This is a genomic window from Paenibacillus helianthi (assembly GCF_001909055.1).
Taxonomy (GTDB): Bacteria; Bacillota; Bacilli; order Paenibacillales; family Paenibacillaceae; genus Paenibacillus_AQ; species Paenibacillus_AQ helianthi.
In genome coordinates, this window is the sequence record NZ_LVWI01000001.1 from 467,547 (window position 1) to 493,770 (window position 26,224).

Consider the following 26,224-nt stretch of genomic DNA (forward strand, 5'->3'; position numbering starts at 1 on the left):
TTATAAGGTGTCGCTCGACATAAATCTCTATCGGTAACCCATTCATCGTAATCATAGTATTATATTAGCGAAATTACTAGAACCACGGTGTGGCTATTTCATTGCAGGTGTGGTTTATTGTTAATAGACTATAACTCAATAAAATGTCAGCTATATAGATTGAACTAATGATTTTTATGTTTTAGGATTGCCGTGACTCCAGAGAATATTTGGACTTCCGGCCGCTGTTGTCTGCAGATTTCTTGATGTTTCTGGATTTTATTGCTAACGTTCCCCGTTAGAGTTTAATGTACAATTTCGAGCCAGCCAACAAGTTTGACTCCCACACGACCCCACATTTTTGTTATAACAATATATTCCTTTTACTTTATATTAGGGGTCACATTACGAAACAGAAAAAATCGTACGTTTGGAAATAATGAAAAACCAATTTCTATTTCACAAGGAATTTCGGCCTTCTCCATATTTAGTATCTTAATTTTACTCTTGTTCGAAACAAAATAGATCGGCAATGGTATCTGCAGTTCATTTGGAGTAACCCTGCCCAATTAAAATAAAAACCGCCAAGACTACCCGACGGTTAAATATTATGCTATTCACTCCATTGGAGCATACCAACTTACTGAATGTTGATAATCTACGTTTTCGATCCATTTTTTTGCCGACTTTCCGTCTGGCTCGGAAATCCAAACATCATTATTACCCCAATTCGATCGTGTCCAAGTTAATTTTTGATTTAGATACAGAAATTCAGGGTTAAAATCACCATACCCGATAGGTGGGAAACTTATTTGCTTTTGATCTTTGTTTTGAATATCAATTCTAAATAAAATCGGCAGTGCCCTCTTGGAGGGTTTATTTGACCATTCTATTTCAGGTGACCTGGAAACAATTACATTCTTATCGCTCTGCCATGTAAAACTTAGATCAACAAAATTTTCGGGTGTCAAAATAAGAGATTGCAAAGCAGGGAGTTCTTTTACTTTCAAATGTTTGTTCTTGAATCCAAAGCTCATTCTACCGCCACCTTGAATGTATCCCAATAAATTGCTGCTGGGTGCCCAATTAAATGCAAACCCCGAAGCCATCTCATCGAGAGGTTCAAACTTCTTTCCATCCGAAGATAACACGCAAAGCATATTGCTATCCATAGACCATGAAGCAGTTGGATGGACAATAAAAGCAATCCATTTTTTATCAGCAGACCATTCGAAACTAGACGTACCTATTGCCAATATTTCAATATTACCTTTCTTCAAATTCCCAGGGATGGTGAAAAATTGTTGCACATTTTTAATTAAGTCTTCAACTTTTAGGTCCTTTCCTAAGGGAACCTTAAAAAGTATAGGGTTTGTCCATCCATTTGGGAGTAGATTTGCACTTGATGAAACCAAAAAGCCACTTCCATCTGGCATCCATGAGAAACTACTGACACCTAGGGCTACATTCGTAAAACTTTTAGGTTTTCCCAAACGAATGTCTGAAATATCCAGAACGCTGCGGTCTTGGAAGGCAAGAACATTTTTATCTGGTGCCCATTGACAGTTTGAGCCTCCCTCATGATACACTTGGTAGCTTTTCATGCCCAGGGTATCATAAACCCATATTCCATCCTTTTTCGTATAGGCAATCCATTTCCCATCATATGACCAAACAGGTGAATCCACACGCGAATCATTAGTTATTTGTTTTTCCACTTTATCGACTTTCAACCAAAGATTCTCTTCGCGGATAAAAGCGGCTTTCAATGTACTTTCTGCATGAGTTATGAGTGATCCCTGGAAACAAAATAGAAAAATTAGGATCAATAAAAGTCTCTGCACCTCACCACCTCCAATTCAATGTTATATTCCCCAAAATCGATCTATATATCCATTAAAAAAGACCCTTTAAATAAAGAGTCGTGAACTTGACTTTCCATGTATAGTAGAGAAATGCAAGTTAGCCACAATCAATGTGTAATAATAAACTATACTTCAACTGGACGTCTGCCGTAGGGAACAATAGCGTTAATTTAGGGTTGATTTATCTGACGCTCTCATGGCAACTTCTTAGGACTCAATCTGACAGGATCGCCGATAATGTACGATTTTTTCCGTTTCGTGATGTGACCCCTAATGCCACACTAACCTCCCGTTAGCATAATGAAGCGTCAGCTAGTCTAATACTTTGTTTTCTCAGTCTACAACTTTATTTCCCCAGGCTAACACTTTAATTTTCAGTCTAATACTTTATTTTCTTTGGACAGTCTAATCGATTGACAGCAGCATTTACGACACGAACGAGGTGGTTTTCGGGAATATCTTCTTCCATATCCATTGGCAAGTAAAGTTGGTCCATGGTATATTGAATGTACAAAAGAAACCTCTCCTTGATTGAAAATGGTTGGCCGCACTTCCATTTTACCAAAGAAAGGTTTCTTTTTTTATGATTTTAGAAGGATTGTAGATACGGTTCCCACTTAAACAGCGGAGAGAACGGAATGATTGTGGAAAAGCGGCAGCGTTCGCCTTGGTCTCCGGATTTTCACCGCTAAGGGGAATGAAAAAAATCTGGAGACCACAGCGATTGGAACAACGTTTCGTTCGCGGAGCGTCCTCACCAAGCGCAACCGTCTATCCAACTCTAAAAACAAGGGGCGTCCCAGCCATTTCATGGCTTATGGGACACCCCCTCAGGTATCCGTTTCAGCGAGAAATAGAAGGATGATTTATAGTGTGAAACATATAAATCCTTATATTTGTAAAAAGGCAGTCCCGGACGTTCTTCCGGACTGCCTTTTTTGTTAATAACCAGATTAGATGTCCTCTCCGCTAATCCGGTTCAGGAACTGCAGCGCGCGCGGATTCGTTGTATGCTCCAGCACTTCAGCCGGTGTCCCCTGCTCCAGGATTACACCGTCATCCATCAATATAATCTGATCCGCCACATCCGCGGCGAATTTCATCTCATGGGTAACAATGACCATCGTCATGCCTTCGGCGGCAAGCTGCTTGATTACCTTCAATACCTCGCCTACCAGCTCAGGATCGAGCGCCGAGGTGGGCTCATCGAACAGCAGTACTTCAGGCTCCACAGCCATCGCCCGCGCAATGGCGACACGCTGCTGCTGTCCGCCCGATAATTGATGCGGGTAGGCATCCACCTTGTCTGCAAGGCCAACCTTGGCGAGCAGCTCCATGCCCCGCTTGCGGGCTTCCTCCTTCGGGCGTTTCTGGACGGTAACCTGACCCTCCATCACATTTCCCAATGCGGTCATATGCGGGAACAAATTATAGGACTGAAAGACCATTCCGGTCCGCTGGCGGAGCGCAAGTATCGAACGCTGCGGGATTTTGCCGCTGGCTGTGAAATTCAACTTCAGATCAGCCAGTGCAAGGCTTCCCTGGTCAGGCTGTTCCAACAGATTGAAGCAGCGCAGCAGGGTTGTTTTTCCAGATCCGGAAGGGCCTATTATAACGAGTACTTTGCCATGTTCAACGGTGAGGTCTACACCCTTCAGCACTTGGAGGGGGCCGAACGATTTATGCAAGTCACGAATTTCAATCACGGGTACTCCTCCTTATCTCGCCGAGTAACGGTCGAGCCGCTTCTCCAGGTGATTTTGCAGAACGGACAGCACGGAACAAAACAGCAGATAAAACAGAGCCGCTTCACAGTATAACAGCAGCGGTTCATAGGTGGTTGCCGTAATCTGCTGCGCTGTTTTGAAAATCTCTACATAAGTGATTGTCGCTGCAAGTGAAGTGTCCTTAACGAGGCTGATAAAAGAATTGGACAACGGTGGAACCGAAACACGCGCTGCCTGAGGGAGAATGACTCTGCGCAGCGCCTGTCCCCGTGTCATTCCGACAGAGAATGCTGCTTCCCATTGGCCTTTATGTATAGACAGAATCGCGGCCCGCACAATCTCGGAGGAATAAGCGCCCACGCTGAGCGTGAATCCTATCGTAGCAGCAATAAAAGGATCAAGTATGATGCCTACCGCCGGCAAGCCGTAAAAAATAATAAACAGTTGCACCAGGAGAGGTGTGCCCCGGATTATCCAAACGTAAAAGCGGGCGATCAGCTTCGGCAAGGTCCATGGCGAAAGACGGATCAGTGCGGTCAATACAGCCAGCAGAAGCCCCAAGATAAATGAAACGACAGCCAGCGGAATGGTAAAAGCCACCCCAGCTTTGAGCAGGGGCAGCATCGAATCCAGGAAAATTTGTATTTTGCGGTCATCCATAGTTCAGACATCCTTCTCTAGACTATGGGCGGCCTCGGCCGCCCTCGTCTACACGTTATTATTTGGAAACGTCAGCGCCAAAATACTTCTCGGAAATCTTCAGGTATGAACCGTCACTCTTCATAGCTGCCAGAGCTTCGTTCACAGCGGCTACCAGTTCATCGTTGCCTTTCAGGAAAACAGCCGCACTCTGAGAGCCCTCTGCAATTTCGTCAACAACCTTGATTTTCACATCCGGCTTCTGCTTCTTCAGATCCAGATAGGACAGGCCGTCATTCACGGTTGCATCAATGCGCCCTGAGGTCAGCAGATCAATGGCTTGATTAAAACCGTCGGTTGCCACGATTTCCGCTCCGTTCTTACGTGCGATATCAGACAGATTACTGGTCATAGACTGTCCGGCTTTCTTACCTTTCAGATCGGCGAAGGTTTTGATATCTTCATTCTTCTCGCCAACGATCAGCACAGCTTTGGAGACAATATAAGGGTCCGAGAAATCGTACTTCACCTTGCGTTCGTCGGTAATGGAAACTTCATTAAAGATAACATCAAAGCGCTTCGCGTCCATCCCGGCAAAAATACCGTCCCACTGGGTTTCGAAAAATTCCGCTTGTACTCCCAGCCGCTTAGCCACCTCTTCAGCGATCTCAACGTCAAAACCGGTTAACTTGCCGGAAGCATCATGGAAGGTAAATGGTGCATAGGTACCTTCGGTCCCAATACGCAGCTTACCGCTGGCTTTGATGGCCTCCAGGCTGTTTTGTTCCGCAGGCGCTGCAGCTCCTTCAGTAGGTGCTGCCGAAGACTCGGCTGCTGAATTTTTGCCTCCGGCATTATTGTTATTATTGCCGCAAGCTGCTAGCAGTACCACTGTAAGCAGCAATAGGATAGTCAGACTAAGTTTTTTCATAAATCGATAACCCCTTTCGTCTCATTCTCTGTATGTACCGGCTGTTCACCGGCAAGTTGAATAGTAACACCGTCTCATCAGCGGAGTCAATAGTTTTTCCGATAATAAACATCGGAATTATGATGTAAGCGTTTGAACCGCTATTTCCCTTATCTTAAGCCTGCCGGTATTGAGATAGCTTACCCCAATACATGTTAAATTCCCCAGAGAAATCAGGTACAAAAAGTGGAAACAGCTTCGCAGTCCTTATAGCGCCTCTACAATATAAAAATCCCCGCAGCACCTGAATGCTGAACGGAGATATTTGCACTAACCCATATGTTATTTGACTGCATTTACAGAAACTAACTATGCATCATTTCAGGCTGAACCTTTGACTTGGAGCCGTCTTCCCCGCCTCTGCGCCCTCTCCGCAGAAGTAAGCCCAGCATAGCACCGCCCAGAGCAACGAAAATCATAATGTGAAAGGTATCATCAAACCCTTTGGCAAGAACGGTTTGTGTAGCCAGCTTCAAGGCTTCGGGTGAAGCTTCTGCCGCGCTCTTGCCGGCTGCAGCGGCAGCCTCTTGCATTTCCGCCCCGCGCGCAGCCGCTCTTGAGGTCAGGATGGTTACCAGTGTGGAAACAGCCAAAGAATTGATTACCTGCTGCATGGAATTGGTCAAAGAAGTGACCCGGTTAACCAAATGACTTGGCGCCTTGTTTAGCAGATGTGTATTCATTGGCATCACCATCATTCCCATGCCTGCACCGCACATGATCAGCGGCAGAATCAGGTCCCTGCTCTGCGTGGTAAGATCCACATGAGAATACTGGTACAACGCACCCGAAACCAGGCTGAGTCCGCAGACCACCAGCCAGCGAACTCCGATCTTGTCGAACAAAATCCCGGCAATGGGCATCATAAGGCCAGAGGCAATCGCCTGGGGCAGCAGGGTAAGACCCGTATCAAATGCTCCGAAGCCGCGGGCCTGCTGAAGAAACTGCGGGAGCAGGAACAGCGCACCGTACAAGCCGAACTGTGCAATCCATTGTACAACAATCCCTGTGCTGAAATCGACCGAACGCAGAATACGCAGTTCCAGGAGCGGTGTCTCCGAACGAAACTCAGCAATGACAAAAGCGATTAAGGCCACGGCACCCAGGGATAAACCGATCAGTGTTTTGTCCGATGTCCAGCTGTCCGCTCCCTGGCTCACCCCGTAAGATAGAGAAGCAAAGGCAAGGGGCCCAAGAATGATCCCAAGCTTATCCATCCCCGGCACCTGGCTGCGTTCCGATTGAGGCAGCTTGCGGGAACCAATCAGAAGACAAATGATCCCGATGGGAATATTAATGAGGAAGATCCAGCGCCAGGAATGATACTCTACCAGCCAGCCGGACAGCACGGGACCGATAGCCGGAGCGAACAGCACCGGAATACCCATGATCCCCATGACTACGCCTACCTTGCTCTTGGGTGCCAGTTTGTACACATATGCCATCCCGACAGGAAGCACACAACCTCCGCCCAGACCCTGCAGGACACGGAACGCAATCAGCCATTCTGCACGGCTTGGTGTTGCACAGAGAATTGAACCTATAGTGAATACGATAACTGCAGTCAGAAAAACAGTCTTGGCCCCGAAGCGGTCAGACAGCCAGCCGGACAACGGGATCACCGAGGCCTGGGCCAGCATGTACCCGGTCACAATCCATTGCAGTGTATTTAGATCCGTATTAAAATCCTTAACCAGCGTTGATAAAGCCACATTCATAGCCGTACTATCGAGCACCACCATGAATACACCGGCAATGATGGCCAGCAGCGGAACCAGAATGCTTGACAGGCGAAAATCGGCCTCCGGTTTCAGCGATTGCTCCATTCTCTATCTCCTCCTGAATTGAACTGCGCGCAGGTGGACTTATTGACCTCAGCGCAGCTTAATCGATATAATATATCTCTAAACGGACAACTGTCCGTATTTACATTTTTCAGTCTACGGACAATTGTCCGGTCTGTCAATGGAGTTCACATATTTCCTGTAAATATATGCTGTATTTCTGAAAGGAGCCTGTCATGAACCCGAGAAAACAAGGCAGCAACCCATCCTCAAACCCAATACCACCATCAAATCCATCCTCCTTCCGGAATAATCAGGACCCTTATGTCCAGCGTATTCTTGAGGCCGCCCGAGCGCTTTTTACTGAGAACGGTCTGGAAGGAGTCAGTATGTACGGCATTGCCAAGCGGGCAGGAATCGGCCAGGGCTCGCTCTACCGCAGATTCACGGACAAAGGTGAAATTTGCTCTGCCCTGCTCTCCACCAGCTCAGAGCGTTTTCTTACCCGTTTGGAGCAGGAGCTCCAAACCACTTTAGAAACAGACAGCTCCATTGAGGAACTGCGGAGCAGTATTGAACAAGTGGTGGATTTCATAGACCAGCATGCCGAGCTGCTGCAGATGATCAAGTCTGAGTTCACGGGCAAGAAACAGCTTACCCAGTTTGAACATCCGATTTTCCAGCGGCTGAATGCAGTTATGGCCGAGCGTCTGCGGAGGGTTGCTGATGACGGCAAGCTGATTGCTATTGATCCGCATTTTGCCGCAACTTCTCTGATCGCGGTCCTCAGCCCTGATCTCTATCTCTATCAGCAGAAGCTTCACGGGTCGGGCAAAAAGGATATCCTGGAAGGGATTCTAACCCTATTCGTAACTGGACTGCAGCGGTCCTGAGTACACTTTCTTTTGACAACATTCTGGAATATGCTATATTAGTTAGCAGTTGCGAATATAATATTGACCTGCTATTTCACTAGGGGAGTCTAATGACTGAGACGAAGCCTTAAGCTTCGGACCCTTGGAACCTGATCTGGATCATACCAGCGGAGGGAAGTGGAACAGAAACGATCAGCAGTGCCGCTTCACGCCTACTGCCTGAACCTTTCAGACCCATTTGCCTCCCCTGGAGACGGATGGGTCTTTATTGTGCTTCCTAAGTCCCGGAAGCAGATGCGTGCCAATGAAAGGAGGCTTAATACATACGAGTATGATCTCTATCACTAACCTGTCCTATGCTTTCAGCACTTCACCGCAGATGCCCGTATTCAGTAGGCTCTCGATGAACGTCCGCCGGGGCGAATTCATTTCCATTGTCGGTGCCAGCGGCTGCGGAAAAAGCACCCTGTTCAAAATCATCGCCGGTCTGCTTCGGCATACAGGTGGCGAACTCAAAGTTCACGGTATGATCTCTGACGATCCATCGTCGCGCCTGGGCCAGGTCGCCTATATGCCGCAGCAGGATCTGCTGTTGCCCTGGAGAACCGTGATGGACAACTGCCTGCTGCCTTGGGAGCTGAAGCGAAAAGGCAGCAAGGCAGTTGCTGTAAAGAATATCCGTGAGATGCTCGACCGGTTTGGCCTTGAAGGTACAGAGCGGCTCTACCCGCAGGAACTGTCCGGGGGGATGCGTCAGCGGATCGCTATGCTCCGTACCCTTGCCGCTGGAAATGAGCTGATGCTGCTCGATGAGCCTTTTGGAGCACTGGATGCCATAACCAAGCGTGAACTGCACCGCTGGCTCCTGGAATTGTGGAGCAGTCTTAAGCAAACGGTTCTGTTCATCACCCACGATCTGGAGGAAGCGCTGCTGCTCAGTGACCGGATTTACTTGATGTCTGGAGGCAGCGGCGGTGTACAGGAATTCTCGGTGGATATCCCGCGGCCCAGACACTACCGGATGAACTATGAACCGAAGTTTATTGCTTTGCGGGAGAATTTGGAGCGGAGGCTGCATGAGAGTATCTATTAGCAGAACCTTTCTGCGCGATTATGGCCCCTTTGCCTTGCTGGTACTGGTCACCCTAGCCGGCTGGGAGTTCGCTGCATGGCTGAAGCTTGTTCCAGCATTCATTCTCCCGGCTCCAACAGCTATATGGACGGCACTGATGGAGCAGAAAGAACTGCTCTTCGGAGAGCATTTACCCGCTACACTTCAGGAGGTTTTGCTCGGCTTTGTTCTGTCAGCAGCCTGCGGCATGCTGCTGGGTACGGGAATGCACATGTTCACTCCGCTCGAAAAGGCGTTATACCCCTTGCTGGTGATCAGTCAGACCATTCCGCTGATCGCGCTGTCACCCATTTTTATTATGTGGTTTGGCTATACCCTATGGAGCAAGGTTGCGGTGGTTTTCCTTACTGCCTTTTTCCCGGTGGTAGTAGGGACCTTTGACGGTCTGCGCAAAAGCGGTGCTATGTACAAAGAACTGCTGCTCACACTTGGTGCGACCCGCTGGCAAATTCTGCGAAAGACCCAGATTCCGCCTGCACTGCCCTCTTTGTTCTCTGGTCTCAAGCTCTCTATGGTCTACTGCGTCATTGGCGCGACGATTGGGGAATGGCTGGGCGGTAGCCGGGGGCTCGGCTATTTCAGCCGGCGGATGGCGGGCAATCTGCAAAGTGCGGAAATGTTCGCCGCAGTATTTCTTTTATCTGCACTCGGAATCATTCTGTTTCTATTTATTGTGCTGCTCGAAAAAATCATTTTGCAGAAAAGAGGCATTCATCGATGAAACTGATCCCTTCTGAACCTCCCTTTAGAAAAAGGAAACTCCCTTTGCTCCCCTTATTGCTGCTTCTGTGTCTGGGACTTGCTGCGACAGGCTGTGGGAACAGCAATGATAAGTCTCCAGCCAGCTCTGCATCAGCGGATCAAGGCGGGCAGCCCCACAAGCTGACGATTATGCTCGACTGGTACCCGAATGCAGTCCACTCCTTCCTGTACGCCGCCCAGCAGAACGGCTATTTTGCCGACGAAGGGCTTACTGTGGATATCCAAATGCCCGCTGACAGCAATGATGCCCTGAAGCTCGTAGCCGCAGGTAAAGTTGACCTGGCCCTAAGTTACCAGCCGCAGGTGCTGATGGCACGGGGTGAGCAGATTCCGGTGAAGTCCGTAGCTGCGATCGTCAGACATCCGCTTAATCATCTGATGGTTCCGGCTGACAGCGGGATCAAGAGCCCAAAGGACCTGGCAGGCAAAAATGCCGGATACTCCTCGATCCCACTCTATGAAGCTATGCTGAAAACCATGGTCAAAAGCGATGGTGGAGATCCTGGAGCAGTAACCCTGACCGATGTGGGGTTTGACCTGATTCCAGCCATTACAACCGGGCGTGTCGATGGCATTATTGGCGGATTTATTAACCATGAGCAGTTGATTCTGGAAAAGGAAGGCCATCCGGTCATTTCGCTGAATCCAACCGATTACGGCGTCCCCGATTATTATGAGCTAGTCTTGGTCGCCAGCGACCAGGGCCTGCAGAATTCTGAAGGCTATATCCAGAAGTTTATCCAGGCAGCACGTAAAGGACAGCAATTCGTTGCGGATCACCCGCAGGAGGCACTTAACCTCCTTCTGGCTCATGAGGATGCAACGGCTCCACTCGACAAAGACATCGAGTCCAAAAGCCTGGAGCTGCTGCTGCCCCTAATGGACGCCGGCAGTGAGCCGTTTGGCTATCAGGACCCTGCATCATGGAAAAAGGTACAAACCTGGCTGAGTGATAACGGGCTGCTGAATGGCAAGGTGAAGACCGCGGAAGCTTTTATTAACTTGTAAATGAGAATTCAGAAATGCTCATATAACTAAGTCTACGCTTCTGGAGCGAGTTTTGTACGAAGTGAATTCATAGAAGCAAGGCTGACAAAACTTTTAGGAGGAATACTCATGTCTTTCTTATCCAAAGTGCGGGACAGCAATCCGCTGGTGCATAACATTACCAATATTGTGGTCGCGAACTTCAGTGCGAACGGACTGCTGGCACTCGGGGCTTCGCCTTTTATGGCGGATGCACATGAAGAAGTCGCGGATATTGCCGCTATGTCTGGTGCAGTAGTGCTCAATATCGGTACACTCAATGACTACGCCATTGATTCGATGCTAATTGCCGGACTGGCAGCGAACCGTCATCATGTGCCGGTTGTGCTTGACCCCGTAGGTGCCGGAGCCACTGCTTACCGCACCGAAGTAACCCATAGGCTGGTCAACCAAATGCAGATCACCGCGCTGCGCGGCAACGTCGCTGAAGTGGCCCATGTGGTAGGCGAGAGCTGGAACATCAAAGGTGTAGATGCCGGTACCGGAGACGGTGATGTGGTGGCATTGGCTGTAAAAGCTGCGCTGAAGCTGAACTGTGTGGTGATCATCACCGGCAAAGAGGATGTTATCACGGATGGCAGCACCACCTACGTAGTCAGCAACGGCCACCCTGTACTGACTAAGGTTACCGGCACCGGATGCCTGCTCAGTGCAGTCGTCGGCGCTTTCCTGGCAGCTAGCGGCGGCGCCTGGCTGGAAGCAGCTGCAGAAGCTATATCCTTCTATGGCGTTGCCGCTGAAATTGCGGCCAATCGGTCGTGCCAACAGGGAGTCGGCAGCTTCCAGATCGAGTTCCTGAATCAGCTGGCTCTCGTTACCCCGGAAGTATACGCAGAGCGCTCCCGCATACAACGACTTGAACAATGATAACATTTTCACCAAAGGAGAGCTTGCGATGACAGAGCCTACAAGGAATAAAATATTCAAAGCATTGACAATTGCCGGTTCCGACTCCGGGGGTGGGGCTGGCATTCAGGCCGATCTTAAAACCTTCCAAGAGCTGGGGGTATACGGTATGTCCGCGCTTACTGCAGTGACAGCACAGAACACCTTAGGTGTTCAAGGCGTATATCCGCTGGAAGCGGATGCCGTTACCGCACAGCTTGATTCCATCGGAACCGATCTTACACCGGATGCTGTCAAAACAGGCATGCTGTTCAGTAGCGGACTCATCCTTGCAGTTGCCGAAAAGGTAAGCCAATATGGCTGGGACCATCTGGTCGTTGATCCGGTTATGGTTGCCAAAGGCGGTTCTCCCCTGCTCCAGCAGGAAGCCGTACAGGCACTGATCCGCTATCTGCTGCCACTGGCCCTGGCTGTAACACCCAATATCCCTGAAGCAGAAATTCTGAGCGGAATGAAGATTTCGGGCATGGCAGACCGCGAGACAGCAGCCAGACTTATTCATGCCATGGGACCGCGCTATGTGGTGCTCAAGGGTGGTCATGTTGATGAAGATAGCCCTATGGTAACTGACCTTGTATTTGATGGAGAGAAGTTCACTTATTGGGAAAGTCCACGTGTTGCAACTCAGCATACCCACGGAACCGGCTGTACTTACTCCGCTGCCCTTACCGCAGAACTTGCACAACACAAAACGGTCCCTGAAGCGATTCAGACAGCCAAGGCTTTTATCCATGCAGCCATTGAAGACGGCTTGAATATCGGTTCCGGACACGGGCCGACGAACCACTTCGCCTATCAGAACAGAATGAGGGGGAGGCGCTGATATGCAGCGGATAGACAGCGAAGATATGCGCAGACTGCTGAAACTATATTTCATTATGGGCAGTGTGAACTGCCGGAAGGCTCCACTGGAATCACTCTCTGAAGCGATTGAGGGCGGGATTACCTTGTTCCAGTATCGCGAAAAAGGCCGGACCGCTTTCACCGGCCAGGCCTATGTCGAGCTTGCCCGGCAGCTCCAGCAGCGTTGCCGGGAGTGCCAGGTGCCTTTTATCGTAAACGATGACATTGAGCTGGCGGTTGCCCTGGATGCGGACGGTGTTCACGTTGGACAGGACGATGAACCTGCCCGTTCGATCCGCGAGCGGCTGGGAGCGCATAAAATCATCGGGGTATCCGCCCATACGCTGGAAGAAGGCCAACAGGCTATTGCGGACGGTGCCGATTATCTGGGCGTCGGGCCGGTCTATCCCACTTCTTCCAAGGACGATGCTGAAGCGGTTCAGGGTACCGCTGTGATAGAGACGCTGCGCCGCAGCGGACTTACCATTCCCCTGGTTGGAATCGGCGGTATCACCGTGGATAATGCTGTCCCTGTAATAAAGGCTGGAGCGGATGGAATCTCTGTGATCTCTGCGATTGCCGGAACAGACAACATCAGCGCTGCTGTGCGGAAGTTCCTTATGGTGATATAACCAAAAAGCACAGCCGCCGTTCTTCGATTGGCGTTGTGCTTTTTTACGTGGCAGATATGAATCCTCAGCTCCATCTACCCATTATAACGGTGTGATAATACTTGCCGTCAGATAGAAGCTTGTCGTTCTTCAAAAGGCCTTCCTCTTCAAATCCCAGTTTCTGATAGAGCGTGATAGCCTTGTTGTTCGTTTCCAGAACTTTCAATGTGATTTTGCGGATGCCGCTGGCTTCCGCCCAGTGGATGGAGGCAGCCAGCAGCTGGTTGCCAATCCCAACCCCCCAGTATTCCTGCAGCACACCAATACCAAATTCCACTTGATGAGACAAGCGTTTCAAGCTAGTTCCCTCACATCTGGAGAATCCGGCCAGCCTGCCATCTACTAATGCCACCAAAAAGAGGTTTTTGTTGTTCGCGGCATCCTCCTTAATGAGCTGTTCAAAGCCCGCTGGATCAATAACTGCTTCCCCTTGTTCCCTGTCCAAATTCTCCGTCTCTCCATCGATTTGCAGCCGAATTTCAGACAGCATCCCGGCATCTGCGGGGTCTGCTTCCCGAACCGTAATGCTTTTGCCGCCGCGTTCATATTGCCGTGATTCCATTTTCATGATGTACTCCCTTTCCTGAGGACTTCAGCTGTATGCACTTCCAATATTAAACATGCTGACGGTTTAGTCAATGTTGTTCGTGCTTGACTATACCAAATTATTGGTTTACTTTATAAACAGTTCACATTGATAACTTTTCTTCAAAGGCAGGTGCAGCATGGCTGATCGTGAGCAAACCATAGAAGTGTATCAATCTTATTTTGCGGTAGCCCGTCAGCTTAAGAAGCTGGCACATCAAAGCGCGGCGGACCTTGGACTGACCGTGCATCAGATCGGCATCCTGAATTTCCTTCTACAGCATCCGGGGCAGACCCAGAAGGAAGTTACGGAACGCCTGGTATTTAACAAAAGCCGGGTCAGTCTGCATATTGATGCGCTGGCGCTCAAGGGACTGGTCACCCGCACAGTTTCGGAGCTGGACCGCAGAGAGACGATGCTGTACCTCACCACCGAAGGTGAGATGCTGTGCAAGCGCTATAACGAGGAAGCTTGGTCCCATAAGGTGCTCGGGGAAGCCCTGGCCCCCTTCAAGGAGGATGAGCTGCGTCAGCTCATTCATATGAACAAACAGCTGCTGCTGCATCTGAATTCCTAAATCAATAGAAGCTGGTGATGAGAATGTCCCGAGGTTTTGGACCGGGCGGCCCCCATGGCCGATTGAAATTCGACGACGACGCGCAAAAAGCCAATCTCAGCAAAGCTCTCCTGCTCCGCATCGTGAAATTTTTCATGCCCTACTGGAAACAAACCCTGCTCTTAATGGCGGTGCTGATTGTGACCGCTGTACTTGGACTCCTGCCTCCCCTGTTCATCCAGCAGATTATCGACCAGGCGCTTCCGGATAAAAATTTGCGGCTGCTCGTTCTGCTCGTTCTTGCTTCACTGGGTACAACTGTCGTGTCCGGCCTGCTGGGTGTGCTGCAGAATTATTTGAATTCATTTATCTCGCTGCACATTGTCTTCGATATGAAAAACCAAATGTACCGCCATCTGCAAAAGATGCCGCTGCAGTTCTACTCCGGGGTACAGCAAGGTGAAGTTATCACACGTATGACCAGCGACATTTCAGGGGTGCAGGGTGTATTCAGCAGCACAGTAGTCAATTTTGCCAGCAATCTGTTCATTCTCGTCTCCACTGCGGTTACGTTGTTCATCATGAACTGGAAGCTGGCGCTGGTCGGCATTCTTGTAATCCCTTTATTTATCTTCCCTACCCGCAAGATGGGCAATATCAGCTGGAAGCTGGCCAAGCAGACCCAGGAAAAAATTTCAGATCAAAATCAGATCATCCAGGAGACACTCAGCATCAGCGGGTATCTCCTTATGAAACTATTCACCAAAGAATCGGCAGAGTACGCCAAATTCCAGTCCATTAACTCGGAAGCCACAAGCCTGCAAATCCGGCAATCCATGGCCGGCCGCTGGTTCATGATGGTTCTGTCCACTTTTACCAGTATCGGTCCATTAATGATTTACTTATATGGCGGTTACCTGTTTATTCAGGGAGAGCTGTCCGTTGGGGCAATCGTAGCTTTTGTAGCTTTGCTGGGGAGACTCTATGGACCCGTGATGCAAATGACGAATCTCTATGTGGATATCAAGCGCTCTGCAGCGTTGTTTGAACGGATTTTTGACTATTTTGATATGAAGCCACAGATTGTAGACGAACCGGAGGCCAGGGTCATTCCCGCAGCCGGCAAGGATATCAGTTTTCACAACGTTTCTTTTGCCTACCAGGCGGATAAAACAGCGCTGCACGGGATTTCGTTCACTGCTGCTGCCGGAACCTTAACTGCACTCGTCGGCCCAAGCGGCGCTGGAAAAACAACCGTCACCAACCTTATTCCGCGTCTCTATGATACGGATTCAGGCTCGATCACAATCGGTGGCAGCAACATCCGCGACTTTACACTGGATTCCCTGAGGTCACAGATAGGCCTTGTTACGCAGGACACCTATCTATTCAATGGAACGATCCGGGACAACCTGATGTACGCAGAAGACGGGGCCAGCGAAGCAGAAATGATTGCCGCATGCCAGGCAGCCTATATTCACGATTTTATTCTGAGTCTGCCGGAGGGGTACGACACCGTTGTGGGTAACCGGGGCATCAAGCTGTCCGGCGGCGAAAAGCAGCGGATTTCCATCGCCCGTGTGCTGCTGAAGAATCCGCCGATCATTATCATGGATGAAGCCACCTCCTCCCTTGACACAGCCTCCGAGTATTATATCCAGCAAGCCATGCATTCCCTGCTCCAGGGCAAGACCAGCATCGTGATCGCCCATCGGCTCTCTACCATCATGGCGGCGGATCAAATTCTCGTCGTTCAGAGCGGAGCTATCGTCGAGGAAGGAACGCATGAGTCCCTTCTGGAGCATAACGGAGTATACAGAGATTTATACGACAAGCAATTCGAGTCCAAGGTTCTGGCCTAACAATTAGGAACGCAGGCACATATCTTATATCAGAATAACAAAAATCCGTATGGCGCCATGGTATAAAAAGGCACATACGGATTTCTTTTATATAATTATTGATGAGGGCTGGTGTGATCCAGCGGTTTGAGCTTATCCATCCATCCCTTGATCGGATCGTAGGTACCCGCTTCAATGAGTTTGTGGTAGACACTCACAAATCCGCCGTCCCCGGCAGTTTGGCCCGCCCACTTATAGTACTCGGGGAACTTTGCCTCCGCTTCGTCCAGCCGGTCCAAGATCAGATATACATCCATTAACGACTCAAAGGTGCTTTCTTCAGGTTCTGTTTTGTAATGCTGTTCCTCAATAACCAGCTGGTTTTCATAATATTGCTGCGTTCTGGCTCGATTCGGGATATATTGGTTATTCTTGAACTCATAAACAGCGAATAATGCGGGCCCAAGAAGCACCTGACCGGAATATGGACTTGCTAACAACTCCAGCTCGCCGTCTTGATCTACATCCTCATAGGTCAATAGAACATCATCATTCACAGTGACTTGCAGCTTACCTTCTATCTCCTCCAGAACAATAGTTGCCGACTCGGGACGGTTATCTGCCAGACTGAACAGCAGTGTGGGCCGTCCATTTTGAATAAGCGCCTTTGCCCAAATGCTCTTGGCCTGATCAAATTTGTCCCCGCCTTCAAAGCTTAATCCCTGATGTTTACTGTCAAAAAGAATCTCACGGTTCTTCGCAACCACAAACTGGGTATAATCAAAATCTCCGCTATTCCAGTAATAAACTTCATAGGTCTGTCCGTTCAGATCAAAAGATTCTTTGTGTACAAAACCAGGATATTGATCCTCTATCGATGCAGTCCCTGCGGCTTCTACTGCTGGCGATGCTGAAACAGCCGGTGAAGCAAGCGGTGACGGCGATGCCTGTGTTGCTGACACAGGATTTTCGGTGGGGCTTGTATGCCCCGCATTCCCGTTATCCCCGGATGATGAACAACCGGCCAGGAATATCAACATGATAAAAAAACTCACAAAGCGCATGTAAGGTAGTCCTCCTCTATGGTTGTAAAGGGGCCTGAGCATTGCTAAGCATTCCATGGAGCTCTGCCAGTTCATCCTGCTCCAGATGCCTCCACTGCCCTCTCTCCAGCCCGCTCAAGGATATATTCATGATCCTGATCCGTTCCAGACGGAGCACTCTATAACCGAGCTCTTTGCACATACGGCGGATTTGCAGATTCAGTCCTTGGGTGAGTACAATCCGAAATTCAGTCTCGCTGATCCGGCTGGTCTCGCATGGTTTGGTCCGTGTACCAAGAATCTCCACACCAGCAGCCATCCTCTGAAGAAATTCATCCGTCACAAGTTTGTCAACAGTAACCGCATATTCCTTCTCGTGACCATATTCCGAGCGCATCATCTGGTTCACGATCGCTCCGTCATTAGTCAGCAGAATCAGTCCCTCCGACTGTTTATCCAGCCTGCCAATGGCAAATATCCGGGATGGGTATCCCACAAAATCAATGATATTCCCCTTCACCTCGCGTGAGGATGTACAGGTGATGCCTATTGGCTTGTTCAGCGCCAGGTATACTGGCTCTCTATCGACAGCAGCTAGGAGCTCTCCGTCGACGGCTACAATGTCGCCCGGCTCAACCTCCGCACCTTTTTCACAAGGAAGGCCATTAATCGTAATCCGCCCGGCCGCAAGTAATCTATCGGTTTCCCTTCGGGGGTAAATCCCTGTTTCGCTTATGTACTTATTGATTCTCATGTCTGTTTCCGCTCTCCTGAAGGGTAATTAAAAACACCTGATTGGAGTGTATACGCTACAAATTCCAAATCAGATGCCGCATGTTGATCTATGAGCATCCGGCCTTTTTACTTGCCGCTCCTAGTTGGTTTGGTTCCGCTGCCTTTGGCTGCTCCTGTGCTTTTGCCGCCAGGTCCCCCAGCGGGTCCGCCTTTTGCCGGCTTCACAGGTTTCGCCGTTTTGTTCCAGCGGGTCCAGCCCTTGCTGCCTGTTCCTCTGCCTGTGCCGCCGCCTTTACTTTTTGCCACAATATCACTCCACCCGGTATTCAGTTTTCGTCTTGCATCCATCTATCTTACCATTACCATGCACAATATGTCAGGTAAATACGCAAACAGCCTGCCGGAACTTATCCGGCAGGTTGTTGCTTACCCTCATATATATTAGTGTGCGGTTTATTTTTTCGGCAGAATGTAACCTTCCGCTTTCAGCAGTTCAGCGATTAATACGGCGCCTCCGGCTGCACCTCTAACCGTATTGTGGGACAGGCTGACGAATTTGTAGTCGTAGAGCGAATCCTCGCGGAGCCGGCCGGCAGAGATACCCATACCGTTCTCAATGTCGCGGTCCAGCTGCGTCTGAGGACGGTTCTCCTCTGTGAAATAAGTGATGAATTGTTTGGGTGCGCTTGGCAGGCCGAGTGCCTGTGGACGGCCTTGGAAGCTGTTCCAGCGTTCAAGAATCTCTTCCTTGGATGGCTTCTGTTCAAAGGAGGCAAACACTGCAGCCATATGGCCGTCAGCAACAGGCACACGGATACATTGTGTCGTAATGACAGGCTGTTCGCTTTTCACAATCCCCTCATCCGTCACGTTCCCCCAGATCCGCAGCGGCTCCTGCTCGCTCTTCTCTTCTTCACCGCCGATATATGGGATGACGTTGTCAATCATTTCCGGCCAATCGGTAAAGGTTTTACCTGCCCCGGAGATCGCCTGATAGGTAGTCACTACCACCTTGGTCGGCTTAAAGTCATGGAGCGCATGCAGTGTAGGCATGTAACTCTGAATGGAGCAGTTAGGCTTCACCGCGATGAATCCGGTCTCCGTACCCAGACGTTTGCGCTGCTGGGCAATGACCTCCAGATGCTCAGGGTTGATCTCAGGGATCACCATAGGAACGTCTGGCGTCCAGCGGTGTGCGGAGTTATTGGAAATCACCGGCGTTCCAGTGCGCGCGTAAGCTTCTTCCAGCGCCTTGATCTCTTCTTTCTTCATATCAACGGCGCAGAAAATCAGATCTACATCCGCAGCCACTTCCTCCACCTTGGAGGCATCCTGAACCATGATGCTTTTGACAGCCTCAGGCATAGGAGTGGACAGCTTCCATCTGTTCTTGACCGATTCTTCATAAGTTTTACCTGCTGAATTTGCACTTGCGGCAATCGCCGTTACTTGAAACCAGGGATGATTCTCAAGCAATGCGATAAAACGCTGGCCTACCATTCCAGTACCCCCGACGATACCCGCTCTCAACTTACTTGACATAAGAAATTCATTTCCTTTCAAGCAGCGCCTTCGATAGGTGCTTTTTAATAACCGATTATAAATGATATATGCAGCTTACACAATATGTGATTGTAAAGAAGAGCCTTTTGGAAAAAATTATCGGTGTTACGAAGCTCCCAGACGTTTCGCCAGCTCGCCAAGATCCTGTCCCTTAAGCGCCCCTTCCACAAGTTGGGGCAGCAGGGCCGGAGTGCAGGCGAAGCAAGGTGTGCCATCGCGCGACAACTGTCCGGCCAGCCGTTCATCATAAGAGGGTTTGCCTTCATCCGACAAGGCCAGCAGGGTCATTGTGCGGACCCCTGACTCGCGCAGATCGCGCATCCGGCGCACAAGCCCAGCCTGGTTGCCGTTCTCATAGAGATCCGAGACAATAATGAATAGCGTCTTCTTAGGTTCTTCAATGAACTGCTCGCAGTACTTCACCGACTTGTGGATATCCGTTCCTCCGCCGAGCTGAATCCCGAACAGCATATCCACCGGATCATTAGCACACTGCTCAGTCAAGTCCACCACTTCAGTATCGAAAACGACTACCCTGGTGTTCAGCGCAGGAATACTTGCAAAGATAGACCCGATGACCGAAGCCCAGATAATGGAGCTGGCCATCGAACCACTCTGGTCAATATCCACGATAACTGTCCATTCCTTACTGCGGCGTGCCCGGTCAAAATAATAAAACCGCTCAGGAATAATAATCCGCCGCTCCTGGTCATAGTGCTTCAGATTCCGCTCAATGGTCCGCTTCCAGTCCAGCCCGCTGAGCGATGGTAGCGGAGAGTGCTGCCGCTTGTTCAGCGCCCCGGTAACGGCGCGGCGGATATCGGTCTCCAGCAGCTTGACCAGATCATCAACCAAAGCCTGGACCAGCATTCTTGCAGTATCTTTCGTCTTTTCAGGAATTTTACCCTTGAGTGACAAAAGCGTGCCTACCAGCTGGATATCCGGCTTCACCGCAGCCAGCAGCTCCGGCTCGAAGAGCAGCTGCTTCCAGCCCCTGCGCTCCATGGCATCACTCTGGATGATCGATACGACATCCTCCGGGAAATAGCTGCGCACATCGCCAAGCCACTTCGAGAGATTCAGGGCGGCATGGCCCGTCCCTGCTCCTTTGCCCCTGCCGCCGGGAGCATTGCCGGAGCCGCCGCCTCCGTTCGTCTCATCATAGATGGCGGCAAGTGCTGAATCCATGATTAATTCCTCTTCAGTCAGGCTAAGCTGGCCGCCTTCACCATAGCCTGCAAGTGAGGCTTCGGCTTCCTGCCCCAAAATCAGCCGCCAACGGGTAACAGTACTCTCCTGCTTGCTGTCATTCGTCATCTAAAAATCACCGAAGTCAAAATCATTCAAATCGTCCAGCATCTTGGCTTCATCCTCCTTCAGTTCTCCGGTAAGAATCTCTGCCGCCTGCTCTGTATCCACACCCCACAGTTCACCGAGCAGCTCGGAGATCATCGTTTTCTCTCTTGGTGAGAAGGTGCTGAATGCCCGGCGCAGAAACACCAGCGCCCGCTTGAATTCATCATCCTCGAGCGCATTGATATAATCGTTCAGCTGCTCCCAGAGGCTCATTCTGGAGAGCAGTCCATACCGGTTGCGCATCGACAAGCCTTCGAACCATCCCGCTCCAAGATCGGCCGGGATGCCGGGAGACAGACGGCGTGAGACTTCCGAAGCGACTTCATCCGCTGAGATCGCTCCACGCTCCATCAGAATGGCACAGGCGAAGCCGGACAGCCTCGGGTTGCGGTTATCCTGCTCAGACAGATGCAGCAGCTCCTGCAGCCACAGCGGTTCGTCCACCGTCTCGCTATAATCCAGCGATATTCCGTTCAGTTCATTCATAGCCACAATCATCTGCCCGGCGGCCTCGTCATTGCAGCCGCTCGCATCCAGCAGGAACAGACAGCCCCGCCGGAACAGTTCTTCCAGCAGTGGTGTAAGCGGTACGGTATCCACCTTGCGGATGTCGCCAAAGCCGATAATCGTTGCCAGCTCGCGGGCAGCAGCGGCAATGCCAACCACATCGCGGCTGTCTACAGCAAGGCTCTGAAGAACCCGGCTGGCTTCTTCCATCTGCGCTGTCAAACCGCATTCACAGGCAATACGGATGAGCGCTGAAGCTTCGGCGATGGACCGGCAAGCCTGCAGCTTCTCGCGCAGCACATAGGCGGCAGCCACTTCAATGGTCTCCCCAAGGAGGGTCGATTCGACCACCTGTATCTCCACCTCCGGCGTCCACTGGATAATCCAGTATTCTGCCCAGGTTGCCGCGTCCTGCCCGCTGGGCCTGTTCTTCGCAAAAGATATCCCGAGCAGCCGCAGTCTATGGAACAAAATAGACCGGCTCAGGTCCAGAAAGGCGGCCTCCTCGCTGGACACTCTGCGGTTCTCCCTGAGGTCCAGCGGCAGTTCACTGGCAACGGTTGATTTATACTTCTCCAGCTTATAACGCCTAAGCAGCCGGTTTAGATCGTCCTGGATCGGTGTCTGACTGACACCGTCAGCGAGTTGCCCGATAGCTGTTCCTACATCGACCCTCGCCAGGGCATCGGCGATGACAGACAGCTCACCGTGGCCAAGCAGCGTCTGGGCGGCATCCCGCAAATCGCGCAGGGTAGGCGCACTCCCGCCGTGCAGCGCAGCCAGCGACTCGGCCAGGCGCACCGCCTCGATCACCTCGGCTGTGGAGCGGTGTGTCCCGCTGCTGCGTAAATAGCCCGCAAGCGTGGACAAATAGAGATGTGCCAGCTCCTCCGGCCGCCCGGCATCCATGGTCTCCCACATCATTTCAAAGTAATGAGGCGCTCCGTTCCCCGCCCCATAGCCCGACATGGTAGAGAGCTTGTAGTATGAATACGGCATCAGTGTCAGCTTGGTGCTGCGTGAAGGCAGCCCAGCCAGTTCTTTGTCGCTCAGGGCGTCCGACAGATCTGCAAGGGCAGACGCATGATACGCTCCGCAAATGACCACGATCTTGTCCGGTGCATGCCCCTCAGCGATTTTATCCAGGATCTGCCGCCGCATATAGGACTCGCGCAGCGCATTATACGCGTGCTCTTTCGGCTGCTCGAGCTGCTCCCGGCCTTCCGATAGCAAGCGCATCCCGGCAGATAACGAAAGAATCGCTGCACGGTAAGCTCCGGCACTTAAATTGTGCTCGTAATTGCGCTCCCAATACATATCATAGTCATGTTCACCGGCAAGCCGGGCAATCCGGCTGTACACGGATTCCTGTTCCTTGACCTCTTCAGTTGACGGCTCAACCGCTTCATCCGCTTCAGGCTTCACTTCCTGTACGGAGATACTTTCCCGTCTCATGGCATCTTGAAGGCTTAGAATGACCGAGGAAGGAAGATCAATGAACGCAGCATCTGCCCCGTGATCACTGGCCCATTTCATGCCCTGATATTCAGGGGAATAGACTGCTAACGGCCACAAGGCCGTACGCACCGGCAACTCCTCCGTGAAAGCTAATATGGCAACAGGAGGCTCCGTTGAGCGATTCGTCAAATGGCGGATTTCATCCGTCGCGTCGCTTGGGCCTTCGATCAGCACCGCCGTCGGCTGAAGCTCATTCAGGTATTCCAGCAGATGCTTCGCGCCGCCCGGAGACAGGTGCCGCACTCCGAAAATATGTACCCCGGCTTCAGCAGTCGCTTTCACTCGTTCAACTCCTTACAGGCCTGGTAGAGTCCGCGCCATTCCGCTCCTTTTTTCTTCATCACATTATCCAGATATTCCTTCCAGACCAGCTTGTCTTTGTCATCATCCTTGACAACCGCCCCTTGAAGCCCGGCAGCAAGATCGCGTTCTGTCAGCTCACCATCACCGAAGCTGGCCGCAAGTGCCATACTGTTCGTCAGCAGCGAGATAGCCTCTGCCGTGGAGATCACCCCTGCAGGAGTTTTCACCTTCTCCTTCTTGTCCAGTGTCATGCCGCTGCGAAGTTCACGGAAGATTGTAACGACCTTGAGCAGCGCCTCATCCGCAGGAACGGAAGCCCCAAGATTATAGGATGATGCAATCTCAGCTACCCGCTTCTTCACAATTGACAGCTCGGTTTCGATATCCGTCGGTGCGGGCAGCACAATAATATTGAAGCGCCGCTTGAGCGCAGCAGACATTTCATTGACACCGCGGTCCCGGGTATTGGCAGTAGCTATAATGGAAAAGCCCTTGCGTGCCCCTGCTTCCTTGCCTAGCTCCGGTACAGAAATCGTCTTCTCCGAAAGAATGGAGATCAGCGCATCCTGCACCTCTGAAGCGCACCGTGAGATCTCTTCGAACCGGGCGATCCCGCCGTCCTCCATGGCCCGCATAATCGGGCTTTTGACCAGTGCTTCAGGAGTAGGGCCGTTAGCCAGAAGCATGGCATAGTTCCATGAATAGCGCACATGCTCTTCACTGGTGCCGGCAGTGCCCTGAACTACCAGACCCGAATTCCCGTAGATCGCCGCCGCCAGATTCTCCGACAGCCAGGATTTTGCCGTTCCCGGCTCCCCGATCAACAGTAGTGCCCGGTCAGTAACCAATGTGGCGACCGCCATCTCGATCAGACGTGTATTGCCGATATACTTAGGCGTAATGACTGTATTGCCAGCCTTGCCGCCTGCGATAAAGGTCAGCACCGAACGCGGGGACATCTGCCAGCCAGCGGGGATATTGCCGTTATCCTCCTTGCGTAGGGCCTCAAGCTCCTCCCGGTATAAAATCTCTGCCGGCAGCCGCATATAATCCTGAAGCTGTTCTTGTTCCGTTGACATGGATATCTCTCCTTTGTATGGACCGCTCTTGATTATTCCCGGCTACGAAGCTGATGAATCACATATTCCAGCTGAGCACGGCTTTCGTAGTACCTCTGATTCGGAAGAAGGGCTTCCAGACGGCTGCTGAAGCTTGCGGGAAACCGCAGCATTTGCTGGAACTGGGCGTAATCAAATCTGTAGGGGTTATAGTTCTTCTCATTTTCCATCACAGACATCATCAGCTCAAGCAGCTCAGGGTCCTGCATTCCAGAACGTTCAAGACCTGTAAATATATTTGTGAAAAATTCATGATTCCGCTGCCTTTTCTGCTGGTTGTTCTGCTCGCTCAGCTTGTTCAGCAGATAGCGGCGGGATTCTTCATGACCCGGATGTGCAAAAGCGCATACCAGCTCCGGTACGTCCCTGTGAATGAACAAATCCAGCCAGCGCAGGTCCCATGCAGCCTGAATTTTTTCAGGAGAGAGCATTCCCAACTCACGGTACTGCCGCTCCCTCTGGGGGTCCCAGACCGCGTCATACAATAGCTCTTCCGCAGTCATAACCTGCTCTTTGATCGTGTCCATGAGCAGTTTGTTGCGCTGTGCAGAATCCTTGGTAACTACAGCTTTCAGCTTGTTAATCATCGTCCCGCCGAAATGCCTGTAGAGCTCGTCAGGTGTCATCAGCTGCTGGGCTGCCCGGAAGTAGTGCGGAAAATAACGGGAATCCAGTTTTTGCAGCTGCTGCAGCTCTTCAAAGGCTGATTCGGAAGCAGCCCTTTGCTTGTACCAAGCCGCTTCATTGATGATAGTCGTGTAACCCAGGGAAGCAAACCGGGCATATTCCTGGATTACATAGCTGTAGAGCTCATCCAGCTGCGGGTTCCGTTGTCCGGAAAGAACGGTCGCAAACGGACGGATTCTGCTCCACACTTCCTCCGTTTTTTTCTTATCCACATTCTCCTGCGGCGCTTCACGCAGCTCCTGCATATAAAGAACAGACAATCTCTCGGCAAGTGGCTCGGAAGAGGAATATACCACCGCATCGGCCACCAACTCCCGGTCCTTCTTTGCCGCAAAAGCTTCATACAGCCGGTCTTCGCCTTGCGGCGATCCGCCTGTCGCGAGCGCTTTATACGCAGCCTCGCGGATCACTTTTTTCTTATCGGTGCTCCACTCCAGCAGGGCCGGGAGATAAACCTCATGACAGCCAAGGCATTCGATCGCGGCGGCCCGGATATCGTCACTGCCGGTTTCAGCAGCCTGAAAGATCTCTTCAAGCACTTCTGTTCCACCCGCCTTGGCAATGGTCTTCAGCTTGCGGACTTCACTTTTACCGCCTGCGATATTCAGATTTTCGATCAGATAACCAGCGATGGCAGGGCCGTAAGCCGGAAGAATCTCGGTCATACTAAATTCAGCGATCTCCGAATAGGGATCATTTAGAGCCGCAATCGCCAGGGGAAGCAGACGAAGATCCTGAAACATCCCCTCCTTAAAAGCCTCGGTCACAATCTCATATCTGCCGCTCCCGGTTGTAGTCAGTGCCTGCCGTACTACCGCGAGCTTCCGGTAAGGGAATTTGGTATCCAGAGAGAGATTGCGGCTGCGAAGCTCGCCCGGCGTTCCTTCAGGTGCGGTAACCCCTTGGGTGTACAATACCGATTCCAGGAGCAGCGTCAGCTCCTGCAGCCGGACGGCGGCAGGCGTTCCTTGTCCGTCACCCGGTTCCAGAAGGGAGGTAATGCCTTCCCCCAGCCGCTTAAAAACTGCTGCCCGCTCGCCAAGCTGTTGAAACTGTGGAAGCAGCCGTTTCAGCCGGAAATCACCGGCTGCCAGGTCACTGCCGGCAATATATAGTCTTCTGACCTCTTGATAAAGCTCTTGCAATAATGCTGTACTCATGGGCTGTCCCCCTATAGGATATATAAGAACGTATATGATATTTACAGGTAG

23 protein-coding genes and 1 riboswitch are annotated in these 26,224 nt (G+C 51.0%); of the genes, 9 read left to right on the forward strand and 14 right to left on the reverse strand.

Features of this window, described 5'->3' with window-relative positions; genetic code table 11:
- Positions 1-596 precede the first annotated feature (596 nt).
- From A3844_RS02070 to A3844_RS02090, 5 genes are all read right to left on the reverse strand, one after another.
- Positions 597-1,823, reverse strand: a complete 1,227-nt coding sequence (locus tag A3844_RS02070) for a TolB family protein (RefSeq protein ID WP_074106460.1) — start codon at positions 1,821-1,823, stop codon at positions 597-599.
- 974 nt (positions 1,824-2,797) lie between these two features.
- Positions 2,798-3,550 (reverse strand): amino acid ABC transporter ATP-binding protein, encoded by a 753-nt coding sequence (locus A3844_RS02075; protein ID WP_074106461.1) that lies wholly within the window; start codon positions 3,548-3,550, stop codon positions 2,798-2,800.
- Between the two features lie 12 nt (positions 3,551-3,562).
- On the reverse strand, positions 3,563-4,231 hold the full coding sequence (locus A3844_RS02080; RefSeq protein WP_074088678.1) for an amino acid ABC transporter permease: 669 nt from the start codon (positions 4,229-4,231) through the stop codon (positions 3,563-3,565).
- Between the two features lie 58 nt (positions 4,232-4,289).
- Positions 4,290-5,141, reverse strand: coding sequence for an amino acid ABC transporter substrate-binding protein (locus tag A3844_RS02085; protein WP_074106462.1), 852 nt, complete (start codon positions 5,139-5,141; stop codon positions 4,290-4,292).
- A 344-nt stretch (positions 5,142-5,485) separates the two neighbouring features.
- A complete protein-coding gene (locus A3844_RS02090) occupies positions 5,486-7,006 on the reverse strand; it encodes a DHA2 family efflux MFS transporter permease subunit (RefSeq protein ID WP_074106463.1) in 1,521 nt (506 codons plus the stop codon).
- A 194-nt stretch (positions 7,007-7,200) separates the two neighbouring features.
- Here A3844_RS02090 and A3844_RS02095 point away from each other — a divergent pair, with 194 nt between their 5' ends.
- The 7 genes from A3844_RS02095 to thiE all read left to right on the forward strand — a co-directional run bounded on the left by A3844_RS02095 (position 7,201) and on the right by thiE (position 13,161).
- Positions 7,201-7,857, forward strand: coding sequence for a TetR/AcrR family transcriptional regulator (locus tag A3844_RS02095; RefSeq protein ID WP_074106464.1), 657 nt, complete (start codon positions 7,201-7,203; stop codon positions 7,855-7,857).
- A gap of 71 nt (positions 7,858-7,928) precedes the next feature.
- Positions 7,929-8,032: riboswitch (TPP riboswitch) on the forward strand.
- Positions 8,033-8,143: 111 nt separating this feature from the next.
- On the forward strand, positions 8,144-8,932 hold the full coding sequence (locus A3844_RS02100; RefSeq protein WP_244169662.1) for an ABC transporter ATP-binding protein: 789 nt from the start codon (positions 8,144-8,146) through the stop codon (positions 8,930-8,932).
- Entirely contained in the window at positions 8,916-9,692 is a 777-nt protein-coding gene (locus A3844_RS02105; protein ID WP_074106465.1) for an ABC transporter permease, read from the forward strand. The genes A3844_RS02100 and A3844_RS02105 overlap by 17 nt, the downstream gene beginning before the upstream one ends.
- Positions 9,689-10,741, forward strand: a complete 1,053-nt coding sequence (locus A3844_RS02110; protein ID WP_074106466.1) for an ABC transporter substrate-binding protein — start codon at positions 9,689-9,691, stop codon at positions 10,739-10,741. The genes A3844_RS02105 and A3844_RS02110 overlap by 4 nt, the downstream gene beginning before the upstream one ends.
- A 102-nt stretch (positions 10,742-10,843) precedes the next feature.
- Positions 10,844-11,647: a hydroxyethylthiazole kinase gene (gene thiM, locus A3844_RS02115; protein WP_256702597.1), complete on the forward strand. Its 804-nt coding sequence runs from the start codon at positions 10,844-10,846 to the stop codon at positions 11,645-11,647.
- Positions 11,648-11,675: 28 nt separating this feature from the next.
- Positions 11,676-12,509 carry a bifunctional hydroxymethylpyrimidine kinase/phosphomethylpyrimidine kinase gene (gene thiD / locus A3844_RS02120; protein WP_074088671.1) on the forward strand — a complete coding sequence of 278 codons (834 nt, stop codon included), beginning with the start codon at positions 11,676-11,678 and terminating at the stop codon, positions 12,507-12,509.
- A gap of 1 nt (position 12,510) precedes the next feature.
- Positions 12,511-13,161, forward strand: a complete 651-nt coding sequence (gene thiE / locus A3844_RS02125; protein ID WP_074106467.1) for a thiamine phosphate synthase — start codon at positions 12,511-12,513, stop codon at positions 13,159-13,161.
- Between the two features lie 64 nt (positions 13,162-13,225).
- Here the strand turns inward: thiE and A3844_RS02130 are convergent, their stop codons facing one another.
- Entirely contained in the window at positions 13,226-13,768 is a 543-nt protein-coding gene (locus A3844_RS02130; RefSeq protein ID WP_074106468.1) for a GNAT family N-acetyltransferase, read from the reverse strand.
- A 157-nt stretch (positions 13,769-13,925) separates the two neighbouring features.
- On the opposite strand from A3844_RS02130, the gene A3844_RS02135 reads away from it, so the two are divergent.
- Together A3844_RS02135 and A3844_RS02140 are read left to right on the forward strand one after the other, a co-directional pair.
- Entirely contained in the window at positions 13,926-14,363 is a 438-nt protein-coding gene (locus A3844_RS02135; RefSeq protein ID WP_074088668.1) for a MarR family winged helix-turn-helix transcriptional regulator, read from the forward strand.
- 23 nt (positions 14,364-14,386) lie between these two features.
- Entirely contained in the window at positions 14,387-16,204 is a 1,818-nt protein-coding gene (locus tag A3844_RS02140) for an ABC transporter ATP-binding protein (RefSeq protein WP_074106469.1), read from the forward strand.
- Between the two features lie 95 nt (positions 16,205-16,299).
- Here A3844_RS02140 and A3844_RS02145 read toward each other — a convergent pair whose 3' ends face one another.
- The 8 genes from A3844_RS02145 to A3844_RS02180 all read right to left on the reverse strand — a co-directional run bounded on the left by A3844_RS02145 (position 16,300) and on the right by A3844_RS02180 (position 26,173).
- Positions 16,300-17,247, reverse strand: a complete 948-nt coding sequence (locus tag A3844_RS02145) for a hypothetical protein (protein ID WP_074106470.1) — start codon at positions 17,245-17,247, stop codon at positions 16,300-16,302.
- A gap of 16 nt (positions 17,248-17,263) precedes the next feature.
- Positions 17,264-17,980 carry a pseudouridine synthase gene (locus A3844_RS02150; RefSeq protein WP_074088665.1) on the reverse strand — a complete coding sequence of 239 codons (717 nt, stop codon included), beginning with the start codon at positions 17,978-17,980 and terminating at the stop codon, positions 17,264-17,266.
- Between the two features lie 107 nt (positions 17,981-18,087).
- A complete protein-coding gene (locus A3844_RS02155; protein ID WP_178382789.1) occupies positions 18,088-18,270 on the reverse strand; it encodes a DUF3934 family protein in 183 nt (60 codons plus the stop codon).
- Positions 18,271-18,414: 144 nt separating this feature from the next.
- On the reverse strand, positions 18,415-19,503 hold the full coding sequence (gene asd, locus A3844_RS02160; RefSeq protein ID WP_074106472.1) for an aspartate-semialdehyde dehydrogenase: 1,089 nt from the start codon (positions 19,501-19,503) through the stop codon (positions 18,415-18,417).
- 126 nt (positions 19,504-19,629) lie between these two features.
- On the reverse strand, positions 19,630-20,841 hold the full coding sequence (locus A3844_RS02165; protein WP_074088662.1) for a VWA domain-containing protein: 1,212 nt from the start codon (positions 20,839-20,841) through the stop codon (positions 19,630-19,632).
- Positions 20,842-23,187, reverse strand: a complete 2,346-nt coding sequence (locus A3844_RS02170) for a DUF5682 family protein (RefSeq protein ID WP_074106473.1) — start codon at positions 23,185-23,187, stop codon at positions 20,842-20,844.
- On the reverse strand, positions 23,184-24,287 hold the full coding sequence (locus A3844_RS02175) for an AAA family ATPase (protein WP_074088660.1): 1,104 nt from the start codon (positions 24,285-24,287) through the stop codon (positions 23,184-23,186). Before A3844_RS02175 ends, A3844_RS02170 begins: the two co-directional genes overlap by 4 nt.
- 32 nt (positions 24,288-24,319) lie before the next feature.
- On the reverse strand, positions 24,320-26,173 hold the full coding sequence (locus A3844_RS02180; protein WP_074106474.1) for a HEAT repeat domain-containing protein: 1,854 nt from the start codon (positions 26,171-26,173) through the stop codon (positions 24,320-24,322).
- Between the last annotated feature and the right edge of the window lie 51 nt (positions 26,174-26,224).